Source organism: Fluviibacter sp. (assembly GCF_057744235.1).
This window is the reverse complement of sequence record NZ_JBIJFP010000011.1, coordinates 1-22,260: the sequence shown is the minus strand read 5'-3', so window position 1 is coordinate 22,260 and position 22,260 is coordinate 1. Positions and strand designations below refer to the sequence as shown.

Sequence of the window (22,260 nt, the reverse complement as noted above, 5' to 3'; positions counted from 1 at the left end):
GTTAAAGTCGCTCAAGAACACAGGCCAATTCAAACAGGCCGTTCTTGTGCGGCACCTGCGTCAGGGCACCCTCGGGCCACCGCCAGTGGCGCTGGTCAAACAAGGCATGCATGGCATTGATATCACAGTGGAACGGCGGGCCCTCGAGTAAGCCCTGTGGGCTACCCGGCCGCTGCACCTGCATAAATAGCGCATAGAGATGACCGCCCGGCCGGATCCAGCGGGCCAGCTGCTGGCTGTAGGCCACCCAGGCATCCGGTGTTAACGCACACAGACAGGTCTGCTCGTAAACGGCATCGAAGGGTTGCTCCGGCATAAAGCCCAGAACATCCGCCTGCACGATTTTGGCTGCCAAACCGGCCACCTGCAACCGCTCCTGGGCTGCCGCAACAGCAGCCGGCGTGTAATCCAGCCCTGTCACATCAAAGCCCGCGGCACTGAGTTCAGCGACTTCCCAGCCTTTGCCGCAACCGGGCACGGCGATTCTCGGGCTTTCCTGCGGATTCAATACGCTATCCGCCAGCCACTGCATCAACTGCGGGCTGGCCTGACCACGATCCCAGCCGGTTTGCTGCATTTCGAATTTTTCCTGCCAGAAATTGGGCGAGAGTTGGGTCATGAGGATTCTGTCTGTTTGGGTGGGATAAAAAAGGAACCGGGCGCTTCACGAAACCGTTGCCAGACGGCACGAGCCAGCACACGGGCACCACTGAACTGCAAACGCCGTGCACGGAAAGCCGTACGCAAGGCCAGCATAAAACTGACCAGCAGATTGGTCAGGCCGATACAAAGTACCCCCAGCACCGCCCATGCCAGGGTCTGCCAGGCGGGCATAACGTCACTACCAATCAGCACATAGCCGAGATTGGCCGAGGAAAAGGCAATATGCCGGATATCTACCGGCAAGCCAAGAATCACCCCGAAAATACCCGCAGAGCCGAGCATACAGCCGAAGAGAAAATTCCCCATCATGCCCCCCAGATGGTTACCGATGTACTGACCAAACCGGTGAGCCCGTTGTCGCCCCAGGAGTTGCTGCAACCAGGGCAAGCGGGCAATACGCGGACCCACCTGATTGTGGGCGGCACGGTTATCAAAGTAACCGCTGATCAGCCCCGCCAGATAGAGAAAGACCCCGGCCAGTGCCGCATGCGGAATGGCCCAGCCGAAAATATCTAGATCATGCAGCAGATGCGCCGCCTTGTCGGCACTGACGGGCGATTCACCCAGCCACTGGCCGAGACCCATGCCCAGAAGAATCGCCACCGGAAAGGCGACCAGAATATTACCGGCAATGGCGGCCAACTGGCTGCGGCACACGGCGGCAATGAGATCGACCACCGGTGTCAGATCATCGGGCCGTTCACTGTTGATACTGGAGAGCTGGCCAACCAGGGTCTGCGCCGTCATCGCCGGCTGTTTGGTGGCGACTGTAAAACCGAGCAGGTAAATCACGGTGAAGCCCAGTCCGTAGATCAGGCTGTACATCACTGCTGTCATAAACAGCGAAGCATGCAGTTCACCAGCGAAGACCTTGAGCAGCGCCATCACGCCGATAAAAACGCCGGCCCCCATGGCGGACAACCACATGGCACCGTATTCCCGTCGATTCGTACACAGGTAATGCTCGCCGGACTGCGCCGCATTTTCTGCCACGCGCAGCGCCAGTAGCTCAGATAGGCGCTGCCAGTAATCACCAAAGTTGTTACGGCGGTTTTCCGCCACCAGAGAGCGGTGCACAAACTGTGCCCAGGCTTTGAGGGCGCGGGTTTCTTCACTGACCAACCGGCTGCCGGGCGTAACAATGCTAGCGGCAGCACCGCCTTCTTCCAGCAACGCCTCCGTCACTGCCGGCGACTGCAGAAAGGTGTTCATCATCGTGACCAGTTCGGCCAGACGTTCCAGACTCTGCTGACAGCGCGTGAGCAGATAGGTCATGTGCAAGCTGGTTCCCGCACTGAGAAAATAGCGTCGCGCCCGCTGCAGGCCATCCAGGCACTGCGCCACCAGCACCAGCAGATGCCGGCCATCATCGGGTAACACCGACGGGTCAGCAAAGTGCGCATGCAGCGATTGATAATAATGGTGGGCTTCGGAGGGCAACTCCAGAAAACTGGGGGCAAAGTTCTCCAGGTGCGTCGACGCATTGAGCAACGCCGAATCCATACCGAGACCACTGATCCGGTGCGCCAGCAAACGGATGGCATCAAGCAGCTCATGGATCAGCTGCTGCCAGTCCTGGGTTTCCATTTCATCGGCCGGTGCCTGCAGCTGCCAGAAGCGCATCATCGACTCCTGGGAAATGGTCGCCAGCCATTGCCAGTCGTCCGGATGGGTCAGAAAGACATGCAGACAGTCCTTCACATCCCGCTCATCTGGTACGGCCGGCAATACCCGATGCACCAGCATGCGCGACCATTCGGAGAAAAACCCCGTCGCCGGCAGAATGCCGCTATCCGCAAAAAAACCAATCATCCGACGGTGGGTGAAAAAGCCTACGAAATGCCGCCGGAAACTGGCAGCCAGTGCCGGATCTTCCCGCAGAATTCCCACCATCCGGTTAAAGCGCTCAACGGCCTCCTCGGCCGACTCACCCCGGTGTGGCCGTAATACGCCAAAAAGCTGCTGTAGCAACACCAGATCATCGGCCTCGGCATGGCCAAACGCCACCAACGCCGTCGTCAACGGGTCATCAGATCCACCACGCAAACGCCGGACAGCATCGCTCAGCCCGCTAAGCCCGTCTCGAATGTCGTCCTTCAGGTTCTTCATGAGTGCATTCTAACGCAGCGCAACAAAGCATTCATGACATGCGGCGGACCAACAAAGATGACGGGATGCGCCCCCTCCGGTACGATATCACTTATGAGTTTTTGTAACTTTTGCGACCCGACGGCAGCCTGATGGCCTTATCTGGTCGCTTACCCGGCTCCCTACGACAGCACGCCTGGTGGCGTCATGTTGAAGCACACCCGTTGACCGCCATCGGGCTGGCCGTTTCTTGCCTGGCGGTTTTGCTGCTCTTTCTCGGTGGGCTACATGATCTGCTGACCGACAACACCGGTACCCATCTGCGTTATGCCTTGTGGGGTGGCTTTGCCGGGTTTGCGCTGACCACCGCTGGCGCATTTCCCGGCTTCTTCCTCAAGGCACTGCCGCAACGCATCGAGGATGGCCTACTCGGTCTGGCAGCCGGCATGATGCTGGCGGCCAGCTCATTTTCGCTCATTCTGCCCGGCATCAAAGCCGGTGAGGTCATTGCCGGCAATGCTTTTCTTGGTGCCATGACCGTGGTTCTAGGCATGGCCCTGGGCGTCATGATGATGTTGGGCATGGACGAATTCACGCCTCATGAGCATGCTAAGACCGGCACTTACGGCCCAGAATCTCATCGTGTCAGCCGGATCTGGCTATTTGTGCTGGCCATTGCCCTGCACAATCTGCCCGAAGGCATGGCAATCGGCGTCAGCTTTGCCCAGGGCGACCTGCAGGTTGGTATTCCGCTCACCTCTGCCATTGCGATGCAGGATATTCCCGAAGGCCTGGCTGTGGTCATGGCATTACGCAGCGTCGGATACAGCCCACTCAAATCCGTCAGTATCGCCTCCCTCACCGGCCTCTTGGAACCCCTGGGTTCGATTATCGGCCTCACGCTATCCAGTGGTCTGGCTGTTGCCTACCCCGTCGGTCTGGGCCTGGCCGCGGGGGCCATGATTTTTGTTGTATCGAACGAAGTGATTCCCGAAACCCATCGCAACGGACATCAGAAATTCGCGACGGTCGGGCTCGTAATCGGCTTTGCGCTGATGATGACACTGGATACGGTTCTGGGCTGATATGCAGATGCCTACACTCCAAGCCCGCAATCTGTGCTGCATTCGTGGCAATCAGACGCTCTTCCAGTGTCTGGATCTGCAACTGGATCAGGGCCAGTGGCTTTACCTACAAGGCGAAAACGGGGCGGGCAAAACCAGTCTGTTACGTATTCTGGCCGGCCTGACCCTCCCTGCCGATGGCGAGGTGCTCTGGCAGGGCTCACCTATCGGCAAGCAACGCAGCCAGTTTCATCAGGATCTGCTCTACATCGGCCACCACGCCGGTCTGAAAGAAGACCTGACACTCACCGAGAATCTGCGTGCACAACTCACCATGGATGGCGTCAAGGTCTCCGACATCGCCATCCGCGAGGCACTGACCCGCATGGGGCTCGCCAAGCGCCAGCATCTGCCGGCCCGTGTACTTTCTGCCGGGCAGAAACGCCGGGGCCTACTGGCACGGGCGCTGTTGCGTCCTGCCAGACTGTGGATTCTGGATGAACCCTTCAATGCGCTGGACATCAACGCCATCGCGGATGTGCAAACATTGCTCAAGGATCACCTGGCCGGTGGTGGGATGCTGGTGTTGACCAGCCATCAAACACCGGACCTGGGTGGCGATGCCCCGGGCTTCATCCTCAACCTGTCGGTGCCACACTGATGCCGATGCTGTCTGCCTACTTTGCCGCTCTGCAGCGCGATCTGCTCCTGGTCATGCGACGCAAGACCGAGGTGCTCACGGCACTGTTCTTTTTCGTCATCGTCACCACACTACTCCCGCTCGGCATCGGCCCGGAGCCCGATCTCTTGCGCAAAATCGCACCCGGTGCCATGTGGATTGCCGCACTGCTGGCCACCCTGCTCGGCCTGCAACGTCTGTTTGCGGCTGACCATGCCGATGGGACACTGGAACAGATGGTGCTATCGCCGGAACCCTTAAGCATTCTGATTGCCGGCAAAATCACCGCCCACTGGCTGGTCTGTGGTTTACCCCTGGTCTTGCTGGCACCCGTGATCGGCTTGCAGTTTGACCTGCCAGCTGATGCCATCGGGATTCTTATGCTCACCCTGCTTATCGGCACCCCGCTGCTGTCGTTTATTGGCGCCATTGGTGCCGCCCTCACGCTGGGCGCGCGTGGTAGCGCCCTGCTCGTTTCTCTGCTGGTTTTGCCGCTGTATATCCCCACACTGATTTTTGGTGCGGGTGCCGTGGAATCCTATATTGCCGGCCTTGGGGCCGACGGCCATCTGTCGCTGCTCGGCGCGCTACTCATGCTGGCCGCTGCCTTCTCTCCGTGGGCCACCACCGCAGCACTCCGGATTTCGCTGGAATAATTTTGTTGGAATAAAATCGCATCATGATCAACTGGTTCAAATACAGCGCTCCCAGCACCTTTTATCCTCTCGCTGGCAAGCTTATCCCCGTGTTCTGGACGCTCACCGCCATCCTTGGCGCTATTGGCCTCTATATCAGCTTCTTCGTTGCCCCCACGGACGCCCAACAAGGTGAAGGCTACCGCATCATTTTCATTCATGTGCCAGCCAGCTGGATGTCGATGTTCATCTACTGCGTCATGGCCTTCTGGTCCCTGCTCGGCCTGACCTTCAACACTCGCCTCTCAGGCATGATGACCAGCGCGCTAGCGCCGACCGGTGCCCTGTTCGCTTTTCTGTCACTGTGGACGGGTGCACTCTGGGGAAAACCCATGTGGGGTGCCTGGTGGGTCTGGGATGCCCGTCTCACCTCCGAACTGATTCTCTTCTTCCTCTACCTCGGCTACATGGCCTTGCATGCTGCCATTGATGATCCGCGCCGTGCGGACCGTGCCGGTGCCCTGCTGTCGCTGGTAGGTGTCGTCAACGTACCCATCATCTACTTCTCGGTCAAATGGTGGAACACCCTGCATCAGGGTGCTTCGGTGTCACTGACCAAATCCCCCAGCATGGCCAGCACCATGCTCTGGGGCATGTTGATCATGGCCCTGGCTTTCTGGGCTTACACGATTGCCGTTGCATTGATGCGCGCCCGCACCATCATGCTGGAACGCGAAGCCACAACCGAATGGGTTAACCACCTGCCCGACGTGAAGGAAGCTGCATAATGCTCTGGAATAGCCCTGCTGAATTCTTCGCCATGGGCGGCTATGGCCTGTATGTCTGGGGCAGCTTTGGCGTCTGTGCTCTCGCCATGCTGGCCGAGCCTTTACTCGTTCGCCAACGCCGTCAACGGGCAATCCGTCAGATTCAGCAGAATCAGGACGATACCTAAAGCCTCAGGGTTTTAATCCGGCAAATACCGGGGACCCCTTTAGCGTCTTCAATCCCTGTGGTGTCAGTCCGTATTCCGTGACACAGCCGTCATGCTTGATGGCAACCACATCGTCCAGATCAATCAGATCTCTGAGTGTTTTTGTCACACGGCTCGGGTTGCTTCTAATTGCTGTGGCTATATCCCGCGCCACACTGGGAACACCACTCAGATACAGGTAACCCAGCACGCGTTCGCGCATGGAGCCGGTGGCAAGACGGATATCGGCATCCGACCCGGCAAACGAGACCACCCGGCCCTGACCTTTGGGCACATCGGTCGACAAACGACCATGCAGCATATTGGAAAGAAATAAATTCATAAAAAACGAGGAACATCAAAATGACTACAAATTCTGAATGACATCAACAAAGCAACTGCAACCAATACTGACAACGCACCTCAGTTCTGTACGTTGAGTGGCTGTGTGAGTTGATACCCTTCTCGTCGGACGGCCTTAATCAAATCTTCGTCAATACCAATCTCTGCGAGCTTCCTGCGCAGCCGGTAGACTTGAAGTTCGAGCTGACCTTTAGCCAGCTCACTCTGACCACGTTCAGTGACTTCAAACAATCGCCAATAGGCTAGACGTCGATCAGGCGCTGAGGCCAAGGCTTTGAGTAACGATGTATCCGACTTGCTCAAACTGACCTCACCCATCGATGAGACCATGACCATCCGGGATAAATTCAACGTGAGCAAAGACCCCATCTCAGTTGTCGATCGCAAGCGTCGATCAACTGCCTTCACCGCTGCCGATAACTCCTGTGCGGAAATCGGTTTAGGGAGATAGAGATCAGCGCCGCTTTCATAACCGATGATCCGGTCGCTTTCCGAGGTCCGGGCGGTCAGCATGATGATACTCAGAGCGGTATGCGCTGCACGCATCCGACGTGCAATATCCAGGCCATTCTCACCGGGCAGATTCAGATCAAGGATCAGCAGATCGACCGTTGCATTAGCCAGATAATCATCCAGCTCTTCGCCACAGTTAACACCGACGACATGAAACCCATCCCGCAACAGATGTTGCACGAATAGTTCTCGCAAATCCTGATGGTCTTCAACGACAACGATGTTCATAGGTCGAAACAGGATTTCAGCTGAATGCAAACAGCATCATAGTCCTAAATAGATTTAGGCAATAATGTACCTAGTCGCGCCTTTTAAAACTTACAAAAACTTTCAGGCCTATGCAACAGGCAAAATGACATCGAAACATACCCGTTGATTTTCGGCACTAAAACGGATTTGTCCACGCAACAATTCAACCAGTGCTTTAGTCAGATAGAGTCCAAGACCTGACCCCGTTCGTTCGTGAGCTCCAGGCGCACGATAATATTTTTCAAAGATCTGTTCCGGATCCGGGACACCGGCACTCCCGATGCCATTGCAGATCGACAATCTGATCTGTCCCGCTGCCATAGCCTGCAGAGTCACCGATACAGGCCGATCCGCAGCACCATACTTCAGCGCATTCTCCATCAGATTGGAAAGTACGATCTGAACAAAGCGCGCATCGCTTTTGATCGTGAATGAATCCGGGAGCATAACGGCCACGCGCAAGCCTGAGGGCAAAGCCTCGCGGACACCATGAATCATGCTCACCAGATCAAATTCGGACTGATGAACAGATAATTGATGATCCTTCAGCTTCTCCACTTCCAGCAGACGCTCGATGATGCTATTCATATCCTGAACAGCGCGATCCGCCATATCCGTAAATCGCGGGTCAGGATGATCTGCACCAATCGTCATACGCACAACCGAAAGCGGCGTCTTCATTTCATGAGCCAGCATCTTGAGGAAGTTCGACTGCTCGACGCGTTGCGCACGTTCCTGTGCAGCTTCCAGTTTCGCCAGTTCCAACCGGTGCTGGGCCTCCTGCTGACGCTTGGCCAAACGGTGTGCCCGCACCTGAATCAGCACCATCATGGCGATACTACTCAGAAGCGCATACACAAGGTTCAGATAAAGAAAACCATCCTGTGCCGGCACGTACCCCATAATCGGCAAGCGGTTAAAGAAGACCACGAGCAACACAATGCTGTAGATGCCAACGAGAAAGGCTTTGGAAAAAACCGGCTGTTCGTCTTCGGGTTTACCGCAAGCCTCATCCCAGGCACGGGTTGACAGCGCCGCCAGTAAAATAACGACGATTGCAAAAATGACCAGATAGGAGTTGATCAGATTCGCCAGATAGGCCTTTCCCCAAACAAAGAGAAGCAAGTTGAGAGGAAGGACGAAAGGTAGTATCCGCAATACTTTAAGCAGCCACGGATGTGGCTTGAAGTCGCGTATCAGTTGGGTGTCGAACCAGATCACATACGCCACAAAGATCCAGACAATGTTGCTGGATAGGGCATCAAGCCAGTCTGCTGGCAACCAGCCGGAGGTAAAAACCCGGCAGTAGCCCAACATAACCATCGCATAGGCAATGGCGAGCAATTCACGAACAATATAGATACCGACGAGTCGGTCTCTGTGATTCAGATAGCTGAGCAAGCCCCAACCCATACAGACGAGCAAAACCGCAAAGTAAAGCGTCGTCGCAATTTCCTGACGTCGATCGGCTGCCCGTATTTCGTCTTCCGACATCACTTCAACCACGGTCATGGTGCTCTGTTCAGTCCGCAGCCTTAGCCAGACATCGCGCGGGGCATCACCGACCGGGATGACGAAATTCAGATTCAGTGAACGGTATTCGTCATGCGCCCAGTCAAAGTAATCCCCGGTCTCTCGAATACGATCCTGGGATACCAATGGATCATAAAGACGAATCTGATCCTGATACGGTGGGCGGATCCGGATGACCAGTTTGTCTACGGGCGAATGATCCTGTCTCAGGTCCGGGTTGATGCGCAAACGTAACCAGAATGTGGACTGACTGAAACCGCGGGTGAAGTATTTGGTCTCGAAAGGCGTGCTTTTGGCCCGCTGTGCCTCAGCCAGGCTCATGGTGCCCGTCGGGTCTTCAACCCAGGTGCGCTCAGTAACGAAGTCGTGAGCATGTGCAACCCATGCACTTGCCAACAACCACACACAGAGGAGCGCTCGAATGCTTCTAAGAATCACAAGGCGTTGATCTTCTCAACCAGGAGCCGAAGGGAACTGAGCGTTCGCTCCCGGTTACACGGGCAGCCATTAGCCGCATCCAGGGCTCGCTATTCAAATTCATGAGCAGTACAAAGTTTTTTTAGCAAACACCCGAATATCGGCGATGCTGGCCAAGAAAAAATAGCACAGCTGCCAAAATCGAGGGATGTGCGAACAACACCGCACCAGCCAGCGCGTCCGCCTTATTAAAGGCTTTAGCCTGGCCCGCAAGAAAATCAAATAATTGGACTTTCTGTTCACGCAGCATTGGTCTGCCCGTTGATCTAACACACTGATTCTACATAATAAGGCACTAAAAATAAAACCTGCCCGTCTATAAATTGATAAAATGTGCAGATGAAAGCACGACACAAACGATTTGCCCTGATCATTGGAGCGCTGGCTGTCATTGGCACCGCGGCAGCACTGGTACTCAACGCCTTTGAAGAAAACCTGGTGTTCTTCTTCACCCCAACGCAGGTGGCGACTGGAGAGGCCCCCAAGAACCGCGCCTTCCGCATTGGTGGCATGGTGAAAGACGGTAGCGTCCAGCGAGATGGCGTCAATGTCCGATTTATCGTCACAGATACGGCCCACGATGTGCCGGTGACGTATACCGGCATCCTGCCGGACCTCTTCCGCGAAGGCAAAGGCGTGGTTGCCCAAGGCAAGCTGGAGGACAACGGTTCATTGTTCAAAGCCTCGGAAGTGCTGGCCAAGCATGACGAAAACTACATGCCGCCCGAAGCACAACAGGCGCTGGACAAAGCCGCTGTAGAAAAAGCGTCGAAGACCTTGAAGTAAATTTTGCAGCGTTCCAACCACAAAGGGAGCCCTAGGCTCCCTTTGCATTTCTGGCAACAGTAATCCGCGGGCTTATTTCAGACGGGCTTTGGCTTCACCCAGGTTTTCCTGCACAAACTTGCCTTCCGGTGAATCCGGGCCGACGATCTTGATCACACGCTCCCAATACTGGATCGCCTGCTTGTAGTTGCCGTCATCAAAAGCCAAACCACCAGCCATAAACAGGACCTTGGGATCTTGACTGCCTTGCTTGACGGCATTTTGGATCCAGACGCGTGCACCCTTGATATCCCCTGATGCAGCCAGCGCTTCGGCATAGTCGGCCATCAACTGCGGCTCCTGCTTGATGATGGGCAGGATATGGTTAAAGGCTTTCACCGCATCATCCGGCCGGTTCATGACCATATAGGCACGTGCCAGCAGTTGCCAGCCAGCAGGATCATCCGGATTGGCATCCATTTTGGCCTGCAGGCGGGCCACCATGACATTGGGATCCGGGGCCGGTTTGACGTTAGCGGCATTGAGCGCGGCCGGATTCCCCACCTTGAGGTAAACCAGAACCCCACCCGCAGGGATGAGCACCATGATTAGCCAGACCAGCCAGCGCCCGGCGGTCCGAGGTTTGGCAACCGGTGTTACGCCAGCGGCAGATGCATCCAGCGCCACAGGCGCATCGTCTTCATCGACCAGCCCTTGCCGGCTGCGCCGACGCAAAAAAACCACCAGGCCAATCAGACCACCCGCCAGGAGTGCAAACGGGCCCAGCCAGAGCAGCAAGGTTGTGGCCTTAAAGGGAGGATCGTAAAGCACATAATCCCCATAACGACTGACCAGGAAGTCGATGATTTCCTTATCGGACTTGCCAGCTTCGATCAGATGGCGCACTTCGCGGCGCAGGTCTTCGGCCAGATCGGCCCGGGAGCCGGCCAGCGATTCGTTCTGACAAACCAGACAGCGCAAGTTTTCTGAAATGGCATTGAGGCGCTGTTCCACCACCGGGTTCTGCGCTAGCGGCTGGGCCTCTGCGGCATAAACGGCACCGCTGGTGAGCAACAGCAATGCGACCACGTACTTAAGGAGCCCCTTCATTACTTCAACCCTTTCAGCATGGGATCAATAAGGGTCTGCACCACCTCCGGGGTCAGCGGGCCCACATGCTTGTAACGAATAACACCTGTCTGATCGATCACATAGGTTTCCGGTACGCCGTAAACACCGTAGTCGATACCGACACGGCCATCCGCATCAAAGACCGAGAGCACATAAGGGTTGCCATGTTGCTTGAGCCAGGCCAGCGCATCCGGACGCTGATCCTTGTAGTCCAGACCAATCAGCGGCACATCCGGGTGCGACCGGGCAAAGTCGATGAGCACCGGGTGCTCGGCACGACAGGACACACACCACGAAGCCCAGACGTTCAACAGCCAGACGCGGCCCTTCAGATCTTCCGGGGCGAAGGTCTGCTTGGCATCATGCAATTGCGGCAAATCGAAGGTGGGTGCTGGCTTGCCCACCAGCGGTGACGGCACATAGCTCGGGTTCTTGGTCAGACCCTTCGCCAGGAAAAACACCAGTACGGCAAAGGCGAGCAGCGGGATCAGAAACCACCAGAAACGTTTCATCAGGATGTACTCTTTTCTTCGTTAGTATCGTTCTGTGCCGACACCTCATCCGCTTCCGAGGGGCGCGCACGGTAGCGGCGATCCGATGCCGCTAGAATGCCGCCCAGCGCCATCAGGGCGCAACCGGCCCAGATCCAGCTAACAAACGGTTTGTAATACACACGCACGGCCCAGGCATTGTTGCCCGTGGGTTCGCCCATGGACACATACAGATCGCGGGTAATACTGCTGTCAATGCCCACTTCGGTCATCGGCATGGTGGAGGAAAAATACGTCCGCTTTTCACTATAGAGCGTGCCGGTGGTTTTTTCGGGTTGATCCAAAGGGCCGTAAAGGACCTCGCCGCGTGCACCCTCATAGTTGGGGCCACGCACCGGGCTCACACCCTTGAGCGTGAGCTGAATGTTGTGAATGGAGACTGTATCCCCTGGCGCCATGCTGACATCGCGCTCCACCTGATAACTACTCACGAAGGTGACACCGATCACAAACACAGCCAAACCTAAGTGCGCGCACTGCATGCCCCAGAAGGCACGCGGTGGCCAACTGGTTTTAACCCGCACAACCACCTGGCGCACCACGCCCGCCATAACCCAAACAGCCAGCCCGGCACCGACCGCCACCATCGGCCGCCAACTACCCATGAGTAGCGGCAAGACGATAGCAGCAATAATTGCCAGCACCGCTTCGATACGCAGGCGTTTGATCAGCGGCAACAGCTGATCCTGCTTCCAGCGTGCAACCGGCCCAAACGGCAACAGCAACAACAACGGCAGCATGATCGGCACAAACACCGCATTGAAGTACGGCGGGCCCACGGACAGCTTACCCAGATTGAGCGCATCAATGACCATCGGGTACACGGTACCCAACAGCACAGCACCCGTGCCGGCCAGAAGCAGCACATTATTCATCAGCAGCAGGGTTTCACGAGATACCAGGGCAAATGCGCCACCACGACCCACTGTCGGCGCGCGCCAGGCAAACAGGCCCAGTGAGCCGCCCACCACCATGACCAGAAACACGAGAATAAAAACGCCCCGTGCCGGATCAGCAGCAAAGGCATGCACCGAAGTCAGCACACCGGAACGGACGATAAAGGTGCCCAGCAGCGACAGCGAGAAAGCACCAATAGCCAACAATACCGTCCAGTTTTTGAAACTACCGCGCTTTTCTGACACGGCCAGTGAGTGAATCAGGGCCGTCCCCACCAGCCAAGGCATAAACGAGGCATTTTCTACCGGATCCCAGAACCACCAGCCACCCCAGCCCAATTCGTAGTAGGCCCAGTTGGAACCCAGCGCAATACCGATGGTCAGAAACACCCAGGCCGCTAACGTCCAGGGGCGCGACCAGCGGGCCCAGGTGGCATCCAGCCGACCGGCCAACAAAGCGGCAATGGCAAAAGCAAACGCGACCGAGAAGCCGACATACCCCATATAGAGCATGGGCGGGTGGTAAACGAGGCCCGGATCCTGCAGCAGCGGATTCAGATCACGTCCTTCCATCACGGCCGGTAGCAAGCGAGTGAAGGGATTCGACGTAAAGAGAATAAACAGAATGAAACCAAAGCTGACCAGACCCAGGACACCCAGGACTCGCGCCACCACCTCGGCCGGCAGGGTCCGAGAAAATATCGCGACAGCGCCTGTCCAGGCAGTGAGCATGAATACCCACAGGAGCAACGAACCCTCATGCCCCCCCCAGACGGCACCAAAGCGGTATTCCATAGGCAATTGGGTATTGGAATGCCCGGCCACATACGCCACTGAGAAATCGTTAGTGACAAAGCTCCAGGTGAGGCAGAAGAAAGCGGCCGCTAAAAGCGCGAACAGGGTGAGCGCCAGGGGCTTGGCCAGACGGACCCAGACAGGCATGGCAAGTTGTGGACCGGCAAGGCCCGAAACGGACAATGACAACGCCACAAACAACGACAGCGACAGGGCCAACTGCCCAAGTTCAGGAATCATTATTCAACCCTTTTACAACCGATGTCGACTATCGCGGGTAAAACCCCGGTCTTGGCGTGGACACTTTACGTTTATTGAACCCGTGATGCTAAAGGAGCCCGCCGTCCGATGCAAGTCGGAAGAACAGGGTAAACTGCCAACTACCTGTTAAGACATCCTGGTAAAGACATGGTCTGGGCCTTCGCCACTGATTCCATCTGGTTATATCTGATTCATCCGGTCATCGTACTGCTTTTTGCACTACGCATTATCTGGGTCCGCCGACCACCCGGGGTGGCTATGGCCTGGATTCTGATCGTCACGATGATGCCGGTCATTGGCGTCTGTTCCTATCTGCTGATCGGAGAACGACCTACAGGTCGAACCCGAAAACAGCACATCGAAGCCATCAAGCCCGCATACGAAGATATGACGGCACTTTTTGACGCGCGCTTTCCCGACGTCACAGACCGCATCGAAGCACATTTTCAGTCCATGGCCATGTTGGCCGAACACCATGGCGGTATGCCACCCCTGCCCGGCAATCAGCTCAACCTGTTTTCCGATGCTCAGACCATTCTGCATGGCATCATCGACGACATTGACGCAGCCCGGTCCCGCTGTGACATCGAGTTCTACATCTGGAATCCCGGCGGTACGGCCGATGAAGTGGGCGAAGCCCTGATTCGTGCCGCGCAGCGCGGCATTGCCTGCCGGGTACTGCTGGATGAATTGGGTAGCGCGACGTTCTGGAAGAGCCACTGGCCGGAGCGCCTGCGCGCTGCCGGCATCCACTTAGCCAAAGCCTGTGCCATTCACCCGCTGCGGCTGCAGTTCGGCCGTGCCGATTTGCGCCTGCACCGCAAGATTGTGGCGATTGACCAGCATATTGCCTGGACTGGCAGCCTGAACCTGGTCGACCCCGCCTTTTTCAAACAGGACGCCGGTGTGGGCGAGTGGGTTGATGCTATGGCGCGGGGGGTTGGCCCGGTCGCCTGCGCGCTGACCGCGGTCTTTGAAAGTGACTGGGCTGTCGAGACTGGCAACATCAAAGGTTTCAGTCGCTTTCTGGATCAGATGCGCGACACCGAAATTCCGCCGCCATCGGGGGATCTGATGGTACAGGCTGTGCCCTCAGGCCCGAGCTACAAGGTCGCCAACATGTCACATATCCTTCTGAGTGCCGTGCTCGACGCGCGCGAGGAAGTGGTGCTGACGACCCCGTATTTTGTACCGGATGATGCCCTGTTCCAGGCCCTGCAAACAGCCGCCTGCCGTGGCGTGGATGTCACACTGATTGTGCCGCAACGGGTGGACTCCAAGCTGGTGCGTTACGCCAGCCGCAGTTATATGGGCGATCTGCTGTCAGCGGGTGTGAAGATTCAGCAATTTACTGGCGGGCTACTGCACACCAAGAGTCTGGTGGTTGATCGCCGCTTCACCATTTTTGGTTCCGTCAATCTGGACATGCGTAGCCTGCGTCTGAACTATGAAATCACCCTCATGATCTATGATGCGGCCTTCAGCCGTCAGGTCCGTGACTTGCAAGCGCATTATCTGGCACGATCAGTGCCCGTCGATGCCACCGGCTGGCAGGATCGCCCATTACTCGAACGCCTGAAAGAAAACGCCGCCCAGTTGATGGCGCCTCTCCTCTAACCTTAGAAACCCCATGCTGAGTTATCGCCACGCCTTTCATGCCGGCAACCCTGCTGACGTGCTCAAACACCTGGTCTGGATCCAGATCCTGGATTATTACAGCCAGAAGGACAAACCCTTCATGGTGCTGGACACCCATGCTGGCGCCGGTATGTATCTGGTGGAAAGCACCATGGCCCGCAAAACCGGTGAATGGATCACCGGCATTGGCAAGCTCTGGGAGCTCCCGGAAGACGAACTCCCGGAGGCCGTGGCCCGCTATCGTGAAATCGTGAAAGCGGCCAACGCCAGCCCGGCCTTGAAACACTACCCGGGCTCTCCCTGGATTTCGGGCTACTGCACGCGCTTTGCCGATCCGCTGCGTTTTTTCGAGCGGCATAGCACCGATGCCCCGCTACTCGCTCAGACCATGAAGTTTGTTCAGAAGCGTACACAGATTAATGTGGCCGATGGCCTGGCCGGGCTCAAGGCACTGATGCCGCCACCGGCCCGCCGTGCTGCCGTGCTGATTGACCCGTCGTATGAAGACAAGACCGACTACGGCAAAGTCGTCGCCAGCCTGAAGGACACCCTCCAACGATTTGCCACCGGCACCTATGCCGTGTGGTATCCGCAACTGGCGCGCCGGGAAGCCGTTGAACTGCCGCAGCGCCTGTTGAAACTGGGCACACCTAACTGGCTGCATGTCACGCTATCGACCCAGCCAGCAGCGAGTGATGGCCTGGGCATGACCGGAAGCGGCATGTTCATCATTAACCCACCCTGGACACTGCCCGAAACACTGGAAAACTGCATGCCCTGGCTGGCCGAACACCTGGCCACCAACGGTTACGGCGAATTCACCCTGGATTGGCAGATTCAGTAACCCTCAGCAACTTTTTAAAGACGGAGCTTCGTATGAGTGACGCCCTACTGTTTACACCCACCACCGTTGGCAATACCCGCCTGAGTAACCGTATCGCCATGGCACCCATGACCCGCTCCCGCGCAGGTGCCGGTGATGCCGCAACAGCACTCAACGCCACCTACTATGCACAACGTGCCAGCGCAGGACTCATCATCAGTGAAGCCTCGCAGATTTCACAACAGGGTCAGGGCTATGCCTGGACACCCGGTATTTACAGTGATGCGCAGATTGCCGGCTGGAAAAGCGTCGTTGATGCTGTCCATGCCAAAGCTGGCCACATGGCGCTGCAACTCTGGCACGTCGGCCGCATCTCTCACCCACTCCTGCAACCGGGCGGCACCGACCCGGTGGCGCCGTCAGCCATTCAGGCCAAAGGCCAGTGCTTTGTCATCCAGCCCGATGGCACACCGGCCAATGTGCCCACGGCCATGCCCCGCGCACTGGAAGCCAACGAACTGCCCGGCATCGTGGCCGAATACGCAACCGCCGCCCATAACGCCGTGAAGGCCGGTTTTGATTTTGTGGAAGTGCATGCCGCCAACGGCTACCTGCTGAACCAGTTTCTGTCGCCCAACAGCAACCAGCGCACGGATGCCTACGGTGGCAGCCTGGAAAACCGGGCACGCTTTGTGCTGGAAGTACTCGATGCCGTGGTTGCCGCCATTGGTGCCAACAAGGTCGGCGTCCGCCTCTCGCCGCAGGGTGTGTTCAACGACATCGACGACCCGGAATCCACCGCAATGGCGCTTTACCTGGCGAAAGCCTTCAGCCAGCGCAACATCGCCTTCCTGCACATTGCAGAACCGGACTGGGCCGGTGGCGCCCCACTGACACCGGCATTCCGTCTACAACTCCGTGAAGCCTTTGTCGGCACACTGATTACTTGCGGAGGCTATAACGCAACGACGGCGGAAGCCTTGTTGGGTGCCAATCTGGTCGATATGGTGGCCTTTGGCCGGCCTTTTATCGCCAACCCGGATCTGGTGCGCCGACTGCGAGAAAACGCCCCGCTCAACGAACCGGACCCGAATACCTTTTATGGTGGCGCCGAAGTGGGCTACACCGATTACCCGGCACTGAGCTGATCACTTGGTTTAAGCTTTACCGGTTTTAGCCTCGAGCGCCTCCCAGCGCTCGAGGAGTTCCAGCAGTTCTTCGTCAATCGCTGCCAGCCGATTCGCCATCACCTGCGCGGCCCCGGGGTCGCTGGCGTAAGTAGCCGGATCGTTGACCTGTGCCATTAACGCGGCCTGTTCGGCTTCCAGGGCTTCAATCTGTCCCGGTAGCGCATTCAACTGCTGCCGTTCCTTGTAACTCAACTTGGTGGCGCGGCTACCAGTGGCAGGGGATGCTACCGTTTCAGCAGCCTTGTTCGCCGGTTTGGCCGTACCGACTTTTTCTACGGCTTTGCTCTGTGCAGCATGCCACGCAGCCCAATCGCTATAGCCGCCCACGAATTCGCGCCACTGCCCGTCGCCCTCCGCAGCAATGACTTGCGTCACCACATTATCGAGAAAGCTCCGGTCGTGACTGACCAGAAGAATGGTGCCCTGGTAGTCCTGCAACAAGCTTTCCAGCAATTCCAGCGTGTCGATATCGAGATCATTGGTCGGCTCATCGAGTACCAGAATATTGGCCGGTCGGGCGAACAATCGGGCGAGCAGCAGGCGGTTACGCTCGCCACCAGAGAGCGATTTAACCGGAGAACGCGCACGCTGCGGCGAGAATAGAAAGTCACCCAGGTAGCTCATGACATGCGTGCGATGACCACCGACCTCGACATAATCCGAACCCGGGGAAATGACTTCATGCAGTGGTGCATCCGGGTCCAGCGCCGTGCGGAACTGGTCAAAGTACGCCACCTGCTGTTTCGTGCCTCTGCGCACCGTGCCACTATCGGGTTCGATCTCACCCAATATCAATCGCAGCATCGTGGTTTTACCGGCGCCGTTCGGACCAATCAGGCCGACACGATCACCGCGCATGATGCGTCCACTGAAGTCATCAATAATCTTGCGGTCGCCATAAGATTTGGAAACATTGATCAGATCAGCCACCAATGCACCAGAGGCATCCCCCGAATCAACGCGCATCGCGACCTGGCCCTGCTGATTGCGTCGTGCCGCACGTTCAGCGCGCAATTGATCGAGCCGTTGCACTCGAAAGACGGCACGCGTACGGCGAGCCTCCACGCCTTTGCGGATCCAGATTTCTTCCTGCGCCAGCAGCTTATCGGCGCGTGCCTGCTCCAGCGATTCTTCATGCAAGCGCTGGGCTTTGCGCTCCTGGTATTTGGTAAACGAACCGGGGTAGCTACTCAATAGGCCACGGTCTAATTCAACAATGCGTGTTGCCAGGCGATCCAGAAACCGCCGATCGTGGGTAATGAACAACAACGCGACATTGCGGACCAGCAACAAATTTTCCAGCCAGTCGATGGCGGCAATATCCAGGTGGTTGGTCGGCTCATCGAGCAACAACACATCGGGTTCGCAAACCAGGCCACAGGCCAGGGCCACCCGTTTCTTCTGTCCACCGGACAGATCGTCAATACGGGCATCGGCATTGAGATGAAACTCGGCAATCACCCGTTCGGCCAGGGCATTCTGTTGCCAGGCATCGCTGGCTTCCAGCTCATGCTGCAATCTCGCCAATTCATCGAGGGCACTGGACCGCTCGGCTTCTGGCAGATCCGCCAGGCGGTGCGACAACTCGTGATAAGCCGCCAGTAACCGGGACTGATCGCCCAATCCGCCCACCACCGCATCAAACACGGTCGCACCCGGTTCAAATTCGGGTTCCTGGGCGACATAGGTAATACGCAGATTCGGCGCTTTCCAGACCTGGCCATCATCCAGTGCGCGTAAACCGGCAATGGCCGCCAGCAAAGAGGATTTACCCGTGCCATTGCGACCGATCAACGCAACACGCTCTCCGGCATCAATTTGAAAATCTACATGATCCAGCAATGGCACATCGCCATAGGCCAAACAGCCTGCATTGACCGATAACAATGGCATCTCAGAACCCCATCAAACGCTGGAGGTCTGCCAGGACTTCTTCGCTGTGCTCAGAGACCGAAACGTCGGTGTAGACCTTGGCAATACGACCATCCGGATCAATGATGTACGTGTAACGACGCGGAAAACCGGTGATACCCAAATTCATCCAGGCGCCATATTGGCGGGCAAACGCACCGCCGGTGTCTGAAAAAAGCGGAAACGGCAGATGAAACTTGAGGGCAAAGGCCGCATTGGCCGCTGGCGAATCGGCACTAATGCCCGCCAGGGCTACGCCCATTTGCTGAAAGCTGTGCCAGTCATCACGGAACTTGCAAGACTGACGTGTGCAACCCGGCGTATCAGCCTTGGGGTAGAAATAGAGCACGACCCAGCGACCACGGTAATCAGCCAGCGTATGACGATTACCCCGGGTATCGGGCAACTCAAAGGCTGGCGCTGGCGCACCCACCATAGGCAAACCTAAGTCTGTGGCTTTGTTGCGTGATTGCGCACGCCACAGCCAAACCAGCAGGCCAATGATTGCCAGGGTAATAAAATATTTCATGGGGTGCGGTATCCACGGATAAGTAACGTGGTGTCCCCGAGTGGAATCGAACCACTAATCTTCCCTTAGGAGGGGAAAGTTATATCCATTTAACTACGGAGACGCCATAACGGATTATACCGGTATGAACAGGAGGCCAATATGGCTGAAATTCTAACAATCAACCTGACTGAATCGTCCCAAAAAATCTATTGCAACTGGCTTTTAAGTGATGTCGCGTGTGGGTTTTCCGGCTCAATCAACATTACTGCCTCCAGTGCAGCTAGCGCATCGTCTCGTCGCTTCTGCTGCGCAAGCAACACCGCCATATTCAACCAAGCCTGGAGATTTTGCGGATTACTATCAAGAACACGGTGATAGTGAGTTATGGCAGCATCAAAGTCTTTTTTGTCAGTGAGCGCTAGCGCCAGGTTCAGATGGGCTATTTCATCCTCCTGCGCAAATTTAACGGCTTGTAGACCATAACGGACGGCATCGGAAACCCTGCCCTGTTGGCGGTTTAACTCACACAGGCTGCGCAAGATGATGGCGTTTTGAGCATCGCATGACAAGGCTTTATTCATGAAAGCCTGCGCCTGCTCGCTTTTCTGGTGCTGGTAGGCCAGTACACCAAGCTCAAACCATGCCATGGCATCGCTCGGCTCAACGTCAACAAGCGCTCGAAGCTCATTTTCTCGCACGCTTTCAGGTGTGCCCTCTTTAGCGATTGGCACCGCCAGCTTTGCAGCCGCTATCAGTTGGCGCTTCGCGTTAGCTGATTCAGTCGCAAGGCGTTTTAATTCATCTGCCTGATCTGGCGGCGGGAAACTCGCAAAAACCGCCTTGACCTGTGACGAACCTAACAAATAGGCGATAACCAATCCATCCAAGGCCAACAGAACAACGACAGCCACAAAATGTCGGTGATCGGCATTAAATAACGCTGCCCAATTTAGCCAAAGCAGGCATCCCGCAGACCACAGGTAAGCAAACGTCAACAACTCACGGCCGTAGCGCCAAATCGTTCTGAAGCCGCTACCCGCCGTAGGAACACGATTGAACCAAGTGTAGAGCAAAACGATGGCGACTAGGTCACCGGCCAAAAACCAGACATTAGCTTCCACCTCCGTCCAGTTCCCCAACATCTGTCGGATGATGGGCATCAAGTAGAAAATGTGGCGAAGCGCGTAAAGTAAAGCAAATTTGACCAGAATGTCTGATTCACCATACTCATAGCGGCTATGCGGACAATTAGTTATATCCACCCTCATCTTAAACGTCTACCACTAATAACCAAAGCGCATATGGATGCGAACATATAAAGTGACAACTAGATATCAAAAAGTTATGTTTGGGTCATAAACCTGTCCTTGGCTATACAATTCACCGTAGTTATTTGCACCAACAACTCCCAAACGAGTCAAATCTCCACCTAAATTTCCCGGCTTGTGCAAAGCAAAAATTGTGCCATCGTGAAAAACATGAGCTCTGTTTCTATTTTGAAACCCTGGAGTCAACTCCATAAAAGTCCCAAAAACATTTCTCTTATTTGGCCCTAACATCGCTATCGACTGCCCAAATAGTATTGGCCCAGTTGGGCATAAAGAATTAAACCCGTAATACTCGTTTTTTATATTAGCCAAGACTCTATCTATCAAATCACCAAATAATTGATTCTTTGCAGAAGAATAGACAACCCCCTGACTACAAGCAAACGATGTACCGGTATATTGAGGAGGATCAATGAATGCGACAAGATCAACTTCATCAGATATCGCCACGTGTGACATAAGGCGCGTTGAAATATCAAAATACCAGCCGCCAAATTCGTAGAGCAGTAAATATCTTGCTAAATCAGCCTTGTACGCATAAGGGCGGAGCTTGTCAAAAGCCTTTAGCATAGTCGAACCATAGGCCGACTCAATAAATGAACGCAAATCCTCATGCCTATACAGTCGATAATCAGCATAGGGATAATGTTTTCTCACAGTCCCAATCGCATCTAACAGATACGGCGAAATAGGGAGCGAATCATCTTCAGTAATTAATATTTGATTAATTTTCACGCCAATTTTCCTTGAGCATATTTTTATTTATATCTTTTCTATCTTATATAAGATCCTGCGCCCAAACTTTAAATCTGACAGCCTTGTACAATCGGTGCGCTCGCCAATGTCTAAATACATTTCCACTGGTTGATAATTTTGCTCTATAAATTTATTGATCGAATTTGTCGCAAGCTCTCTAATCAAATTTCGATCAGGCTGACTCACCCCCCCTTTGATTGCTTCAAGGTCATACTTAACTGTGCTGTACAACATATTTAAAGCTATCAAATATTCTCGTGTTGGCCTCACGCCGTTCATGTTTGTATACTTAAAGCGCTCATCATGACCATGCGAAATCGATGCAAACAAATCTTGACTGTCACTACTGTCCGGTAGATTTTAAAGGAGGATCAATTGGTTAGCGACGTCTGGTTCAAAATCACCCGACATTGCATTATTGACCAGTTGATCCAGCGAGATTTTTTCAAAGATATTGGTTTCAATCA

Annotated in this window: 22 protein-coding genes and 1 tRNA gene; 9 read left to right on the top strand and 14 right to left on the bottom strand. The window is 55.6% G+C overall.

What is annotated here, in order from left to right; genetic code table 11:
- Position 1 precedes the first annotated feature (1 nt).
- Together AC3GOJ_RS06920 and AC3GOJ_RS06915 are read right to left on the bottom strand one after the other, a co-directional pair.
- Positions 2–619, bottom strand: coding sequence for a methyltransferase domain-containing protein (locus tag AC3GOJ_RS06920; protein ID WP_488236734.1), 618 nt, complete (start codon positions 617–619; stop codon positions 2–4).
- Positions 616–2,772 (bottom strand): site-specific recombinase, encoded by a 2,157-nt coding sequence (locus AC3GOJ_RS06915; RefSeq protein WP_488236733.1) that lies wholly within the window; start codon positions 2,770–2,772, stop codon positions 616–618. Before AC3GOJ_RS06915 ends, AC3GOJ_RS06920 begins: the two co-directional genes overlap by 4 nt.
- A gap of 131 nt (positions 2,773–2,903) precedes the next feature.
- Between AC3GOJ_RS06915 and AC3GOJ_RS06910 the strand changes: the two genes are divergently transcribed.
- The 5 genes from AC3GOJ_RS06910 to ccmD are packed head-to-tail and all read left to right on the top strand — an operon-like array spanning position 2,904 to position 6,084.
- Positions 2,904–3,836, top strand: coding sequence for a ZIP family metal transporter (locus AC3GOJ_RS06910; protein ID WP_488236732.1), 933 nt, complete (start codon positions 2,904–2,906; stop codon positions 3,834–3,836).
- Between the two features lie 7 nt (positions 3,837–3,843).
- On the top strand, positions 3,844–4,476 hold the full coding sequence (gene ccmA / locus AC3GOJ_RS06905) for a cytochrome c biogenesis heme-transporting ATPase CcmA (protein WP_488236731.1): 633 nt from the start codon (positions 3,844–3,846) through the stop codon (positions 4,474–4,476).
- A gap of 5 nt (positions 4,477–4,481) precedes the next feature.
- A complete protein-coding gene (gene ccmB / locus AC3GOJ_RS06900; RefSeq protein WP_488236764.1) occupies positions 4,482–5,150 on the top strand; it encodes a heme exporter protein CcmB in 669 nt (222 codons plus the stop codon).
- 23 nt (positions 5,151–5,173) lie between these two features.
- On the top strand, positions 5,174–5,917 hold the full coding sequence (gene ccmC, locus AC3GOJ_RS06895) for a heme ABC transporter permease CcmC (RefSeq protein ID WP_488236730.1): 744 nt from the start codon (positions 5,174–5,176) through the stop codon (positions 5,915–5,917).
- Positions 5,917–6,084 (top strand): heme exporter protein CcmD, encoded by a 168-nt coding sequence (ccmD, locus tag AC3GOJ_RS06890; protein WP_488236729.1) that lies wholly within the window; start codon positions 5,917–5,919, stop codon positions 6,082–6,084. Before ccmC ends, ccmD begins: the two co-directional genes overlap by 1 nt.
- Positions 6,085–6,088: 4 nt before the next feature.
- On the opposite strand, the gene AC3GOJ_RS06885 is transcribed toward ccmD, so the two are convergent.
- The 4 genes from AC3GOJ_RS06885 to AC3GOJ_RS06870 all read right to left on the bottom strand — a co-directional run bounded on the left by AC3GOJ_RS06885 (position 6,089) and on the right by AC3GOJ_RS06870 (position 9,487).
- The gene (locus tag AC3GOJ_RS06885; protein WP_488236728.1) at positions 6,089–6,445 is read right to left on the bottom strand and encodes a hypothetical protein; all 357 of its coding nucleotides are present in this window, start codon (positions 6,443–6,445) and stop codon (positions 6,089–6,091) included.
- Positions 6,446–6,525: 80 nt separating this feature from the next.
- On the bottom strand, positions 6,526–7,206 hold the full coding sequence (locus AC3GOJ_RS06880) for a response regulator transcription factor (protein WP_488236727.1): 681 nt from the start codon (positions 7,204–7,206) through the stop codon (positions 6,526–6,528).
- 108 nt (positions 7,207–7,314) lie between these two features.
- On the bottom strand, positions 7,315–9,165 hold the full coding sequence (locus AC3GOJ_RS06875) for a sensor histidine kinase (RefSeq protein WP_488236763.1): 1,851 nt from the start codon (positions 9,163–9,165) through the stop codon (positions 7,315–7,317).
- Between the two features lie 154 nt (positions 9,166–9,319).
- Complete coding sequence (locus AC3GOJ_RS06870; protein ID WP_488236726.1) at positions 9,320–9,487, bottom strand: hypothetical protein; 168 nt, start codon at positions 9,485–9,487, stop codon at positions 9,320–9,322.
- An 89-nt stretch (positions 9,488–9,576) separates the two neighbouring features.
- Between AC3GOJ_RS06870 and ccmE the strand changes: the two genes are divergently transcribed.
- Positions 9,577–10,023, top strand: coding sequence for a cytochrome c maturation protein CcmE (gene ccmE, locus AC3GOJ_RS06865; RefSeq protein ID WP_488236725.1), 447 nt, complete (start codon positions 9,577–9,579; stop codon positions 10,021–10,023).
- Positions 10,024–10,095: 72 nt separating this feature from the next.
- Here ccmE and AC3GOJ_RS06860 read toward each other — a convergent pair whose 3' ends face one another.
- From AC3GOJ_RS06860 to AC3GOJ_RS06850, 3 genes are read right to left on the bottom strand one after another with little or no spacing between them, the layout of a single operon-like run.
- Positions 10,096–11,112, bottom strand: coding sequence for a cytochrome c-type biogenesis protein CcmH (locus AC3GOJ_RS06860; RefSeq protein WP_488236724.1), 1,017 nt, complete (start codon positions 11,110–11,112; stop codon positions 10,096–10,098).
- A complete protein-coding gene (locus AC3GOJ_RS06855; protein ID WP_488236723.1) occupies positions 11,112–11,645 on the bottom strand; it encodes a DsbE family thiol:disulfide interchange protein in 534 nt (177 codons plus the stop codon). Before AC3GOJ_RS06855 ends, AC3GOJ_RS06860 begins: the two co-directional genes overlap by 1 nt.
- On the bottom strand, positions 11,645–13,615 hold the full coding sequence (locus tag AC3GOJ_RS06850; RefSeq protein WP_488236722.1) for a heme lyase CcmF/NrfE family subunit: 1,971 nt from the start codon (positions 13,613–13,615) through the stop codon (positions 11,645–11,647). The genes AC3GOJ_RS06855 and AC3GOJ_RS06850 overlap by 1 nt, the downstream gene beginning before the upstream one ends.
- 168 nt (positions 13,616–13,783) lie before the next feature.
- Here AC3GOJ_RS06850 and cls point away from each other — a divergent pair, with 168 nt between their 5' ends.
- The 3 genes from cls to AC3GOJ_RS06835 are packed head-to-tail and all read left to right on the top strand — an operon-like array spanning position 13,784 to position 17,245.
- Positions 13,784–15,253 (top strand): cardiolipin synthase, encoded by a 1,470-nt coding sequence (gene cls / locus AC3GOJ_RS06845; RefSeq protein ID WP_488236721.1) that lies wholly within the window; start codon positions 13,784–13,786, stop codon positions 15,251–15,253.
- A 13-nt stretch (positions 15,254–15,266) separates the two neighbouring features.
- Positions 15,267–16,118: a 23S rRNA (adenine(2030)-N(6))-methyltransferase RlmJ gene (locus tag AC3GOJ_RS06840; protein ID WP_488236720.1), complete on the top strand. Its 852-nt coding sequence runs from the start codon at positions 15,267–15,269 to the stop codon at positions 16,116–16,118.
- Between the two features lie 32 nt (positions 16,119–16,150).
- Positions 16,151–17,245: an alkene reductase gene (locus AC3GOJ_RS06835; protein ID WP_488236719.1), complete on the top strand. Its 1,095-nt coding sequence runs from the start codon at positions 16,151–16,153 to the stop codon at positions 17,243–17,245.
- A gap of 9 nt (positions 17,246–17,254) precedes the next feature.
- Here AC3GOJ_RS06835 and AC3GOJ_RS06830 read toward each other — a convergent pair whose 3' ends face one another.
- The 5 genes from AC3GOJ_RS06830 to AC3GOJ_RS06810 all read right to left on the bottom strand — a co-directional run bounded on the left by AC3GOJ_RS06830 (position 17,255) and on the right by AC3GOJ_RS06810 (position 21,772).
- A complete protein-coding gene (locus AC3GOJ_RS06830; protein WP_488236718.1) occupies positions 17,255–19,180 on the bottom strand; it encodes an ATP-binding cassette domain-containing protein in 1,926 nt (641 codons plus the stop codon).
- A gap of 1 nt (position 19,181) precedes the next feature.
- A complete protein-coding gene (locus AC3GOJ_RS06825; RefSeq protein WP_488236717.1) occupies positions 19,182–19,727 on the bottom strand; it encodes a peroxiredoxin in 546 nt (181 codons plus the stop codon).
- Between the two features lie 28 nt (positions 19,728–19,755).
- Positions 19,756–19,830: transfer RNA gene (locus AC3GOJ_RS06820), tRNA-Arg, on the bottom strand.
- Between the two features lie 85 nt (positions 19,831–19,915).
- Positions 19,916–20,977 carry a tetratricopeptide repeat protein gene (locus AC3GOJ_RS06815; RefSeq protein ID WP_488236716.1) on the bottom strand — a complete coding sequence of 354 codons (1,062 nt, stop codon included), beginning with the start codon at positions 20,975–20,977 and terminating at the stop codon, positions 19,916–19,918.
- A gap of 66 nt (positions 20,978–21,043) precedes the next feature.
- Positions 21,044–21,772 (bottom strand): glycosyltransferase, encoded by a 729-nt coding sequence (locus AC3GOJ_RS06810; protein WP_488236715.1) that lies wholly within the window; start codon positions 21,770–21,772, stop codon positions 21,044–21,046.
- Between the last annotated feature and the right edge of the window lie 488 nt (positions 21,773–22,260).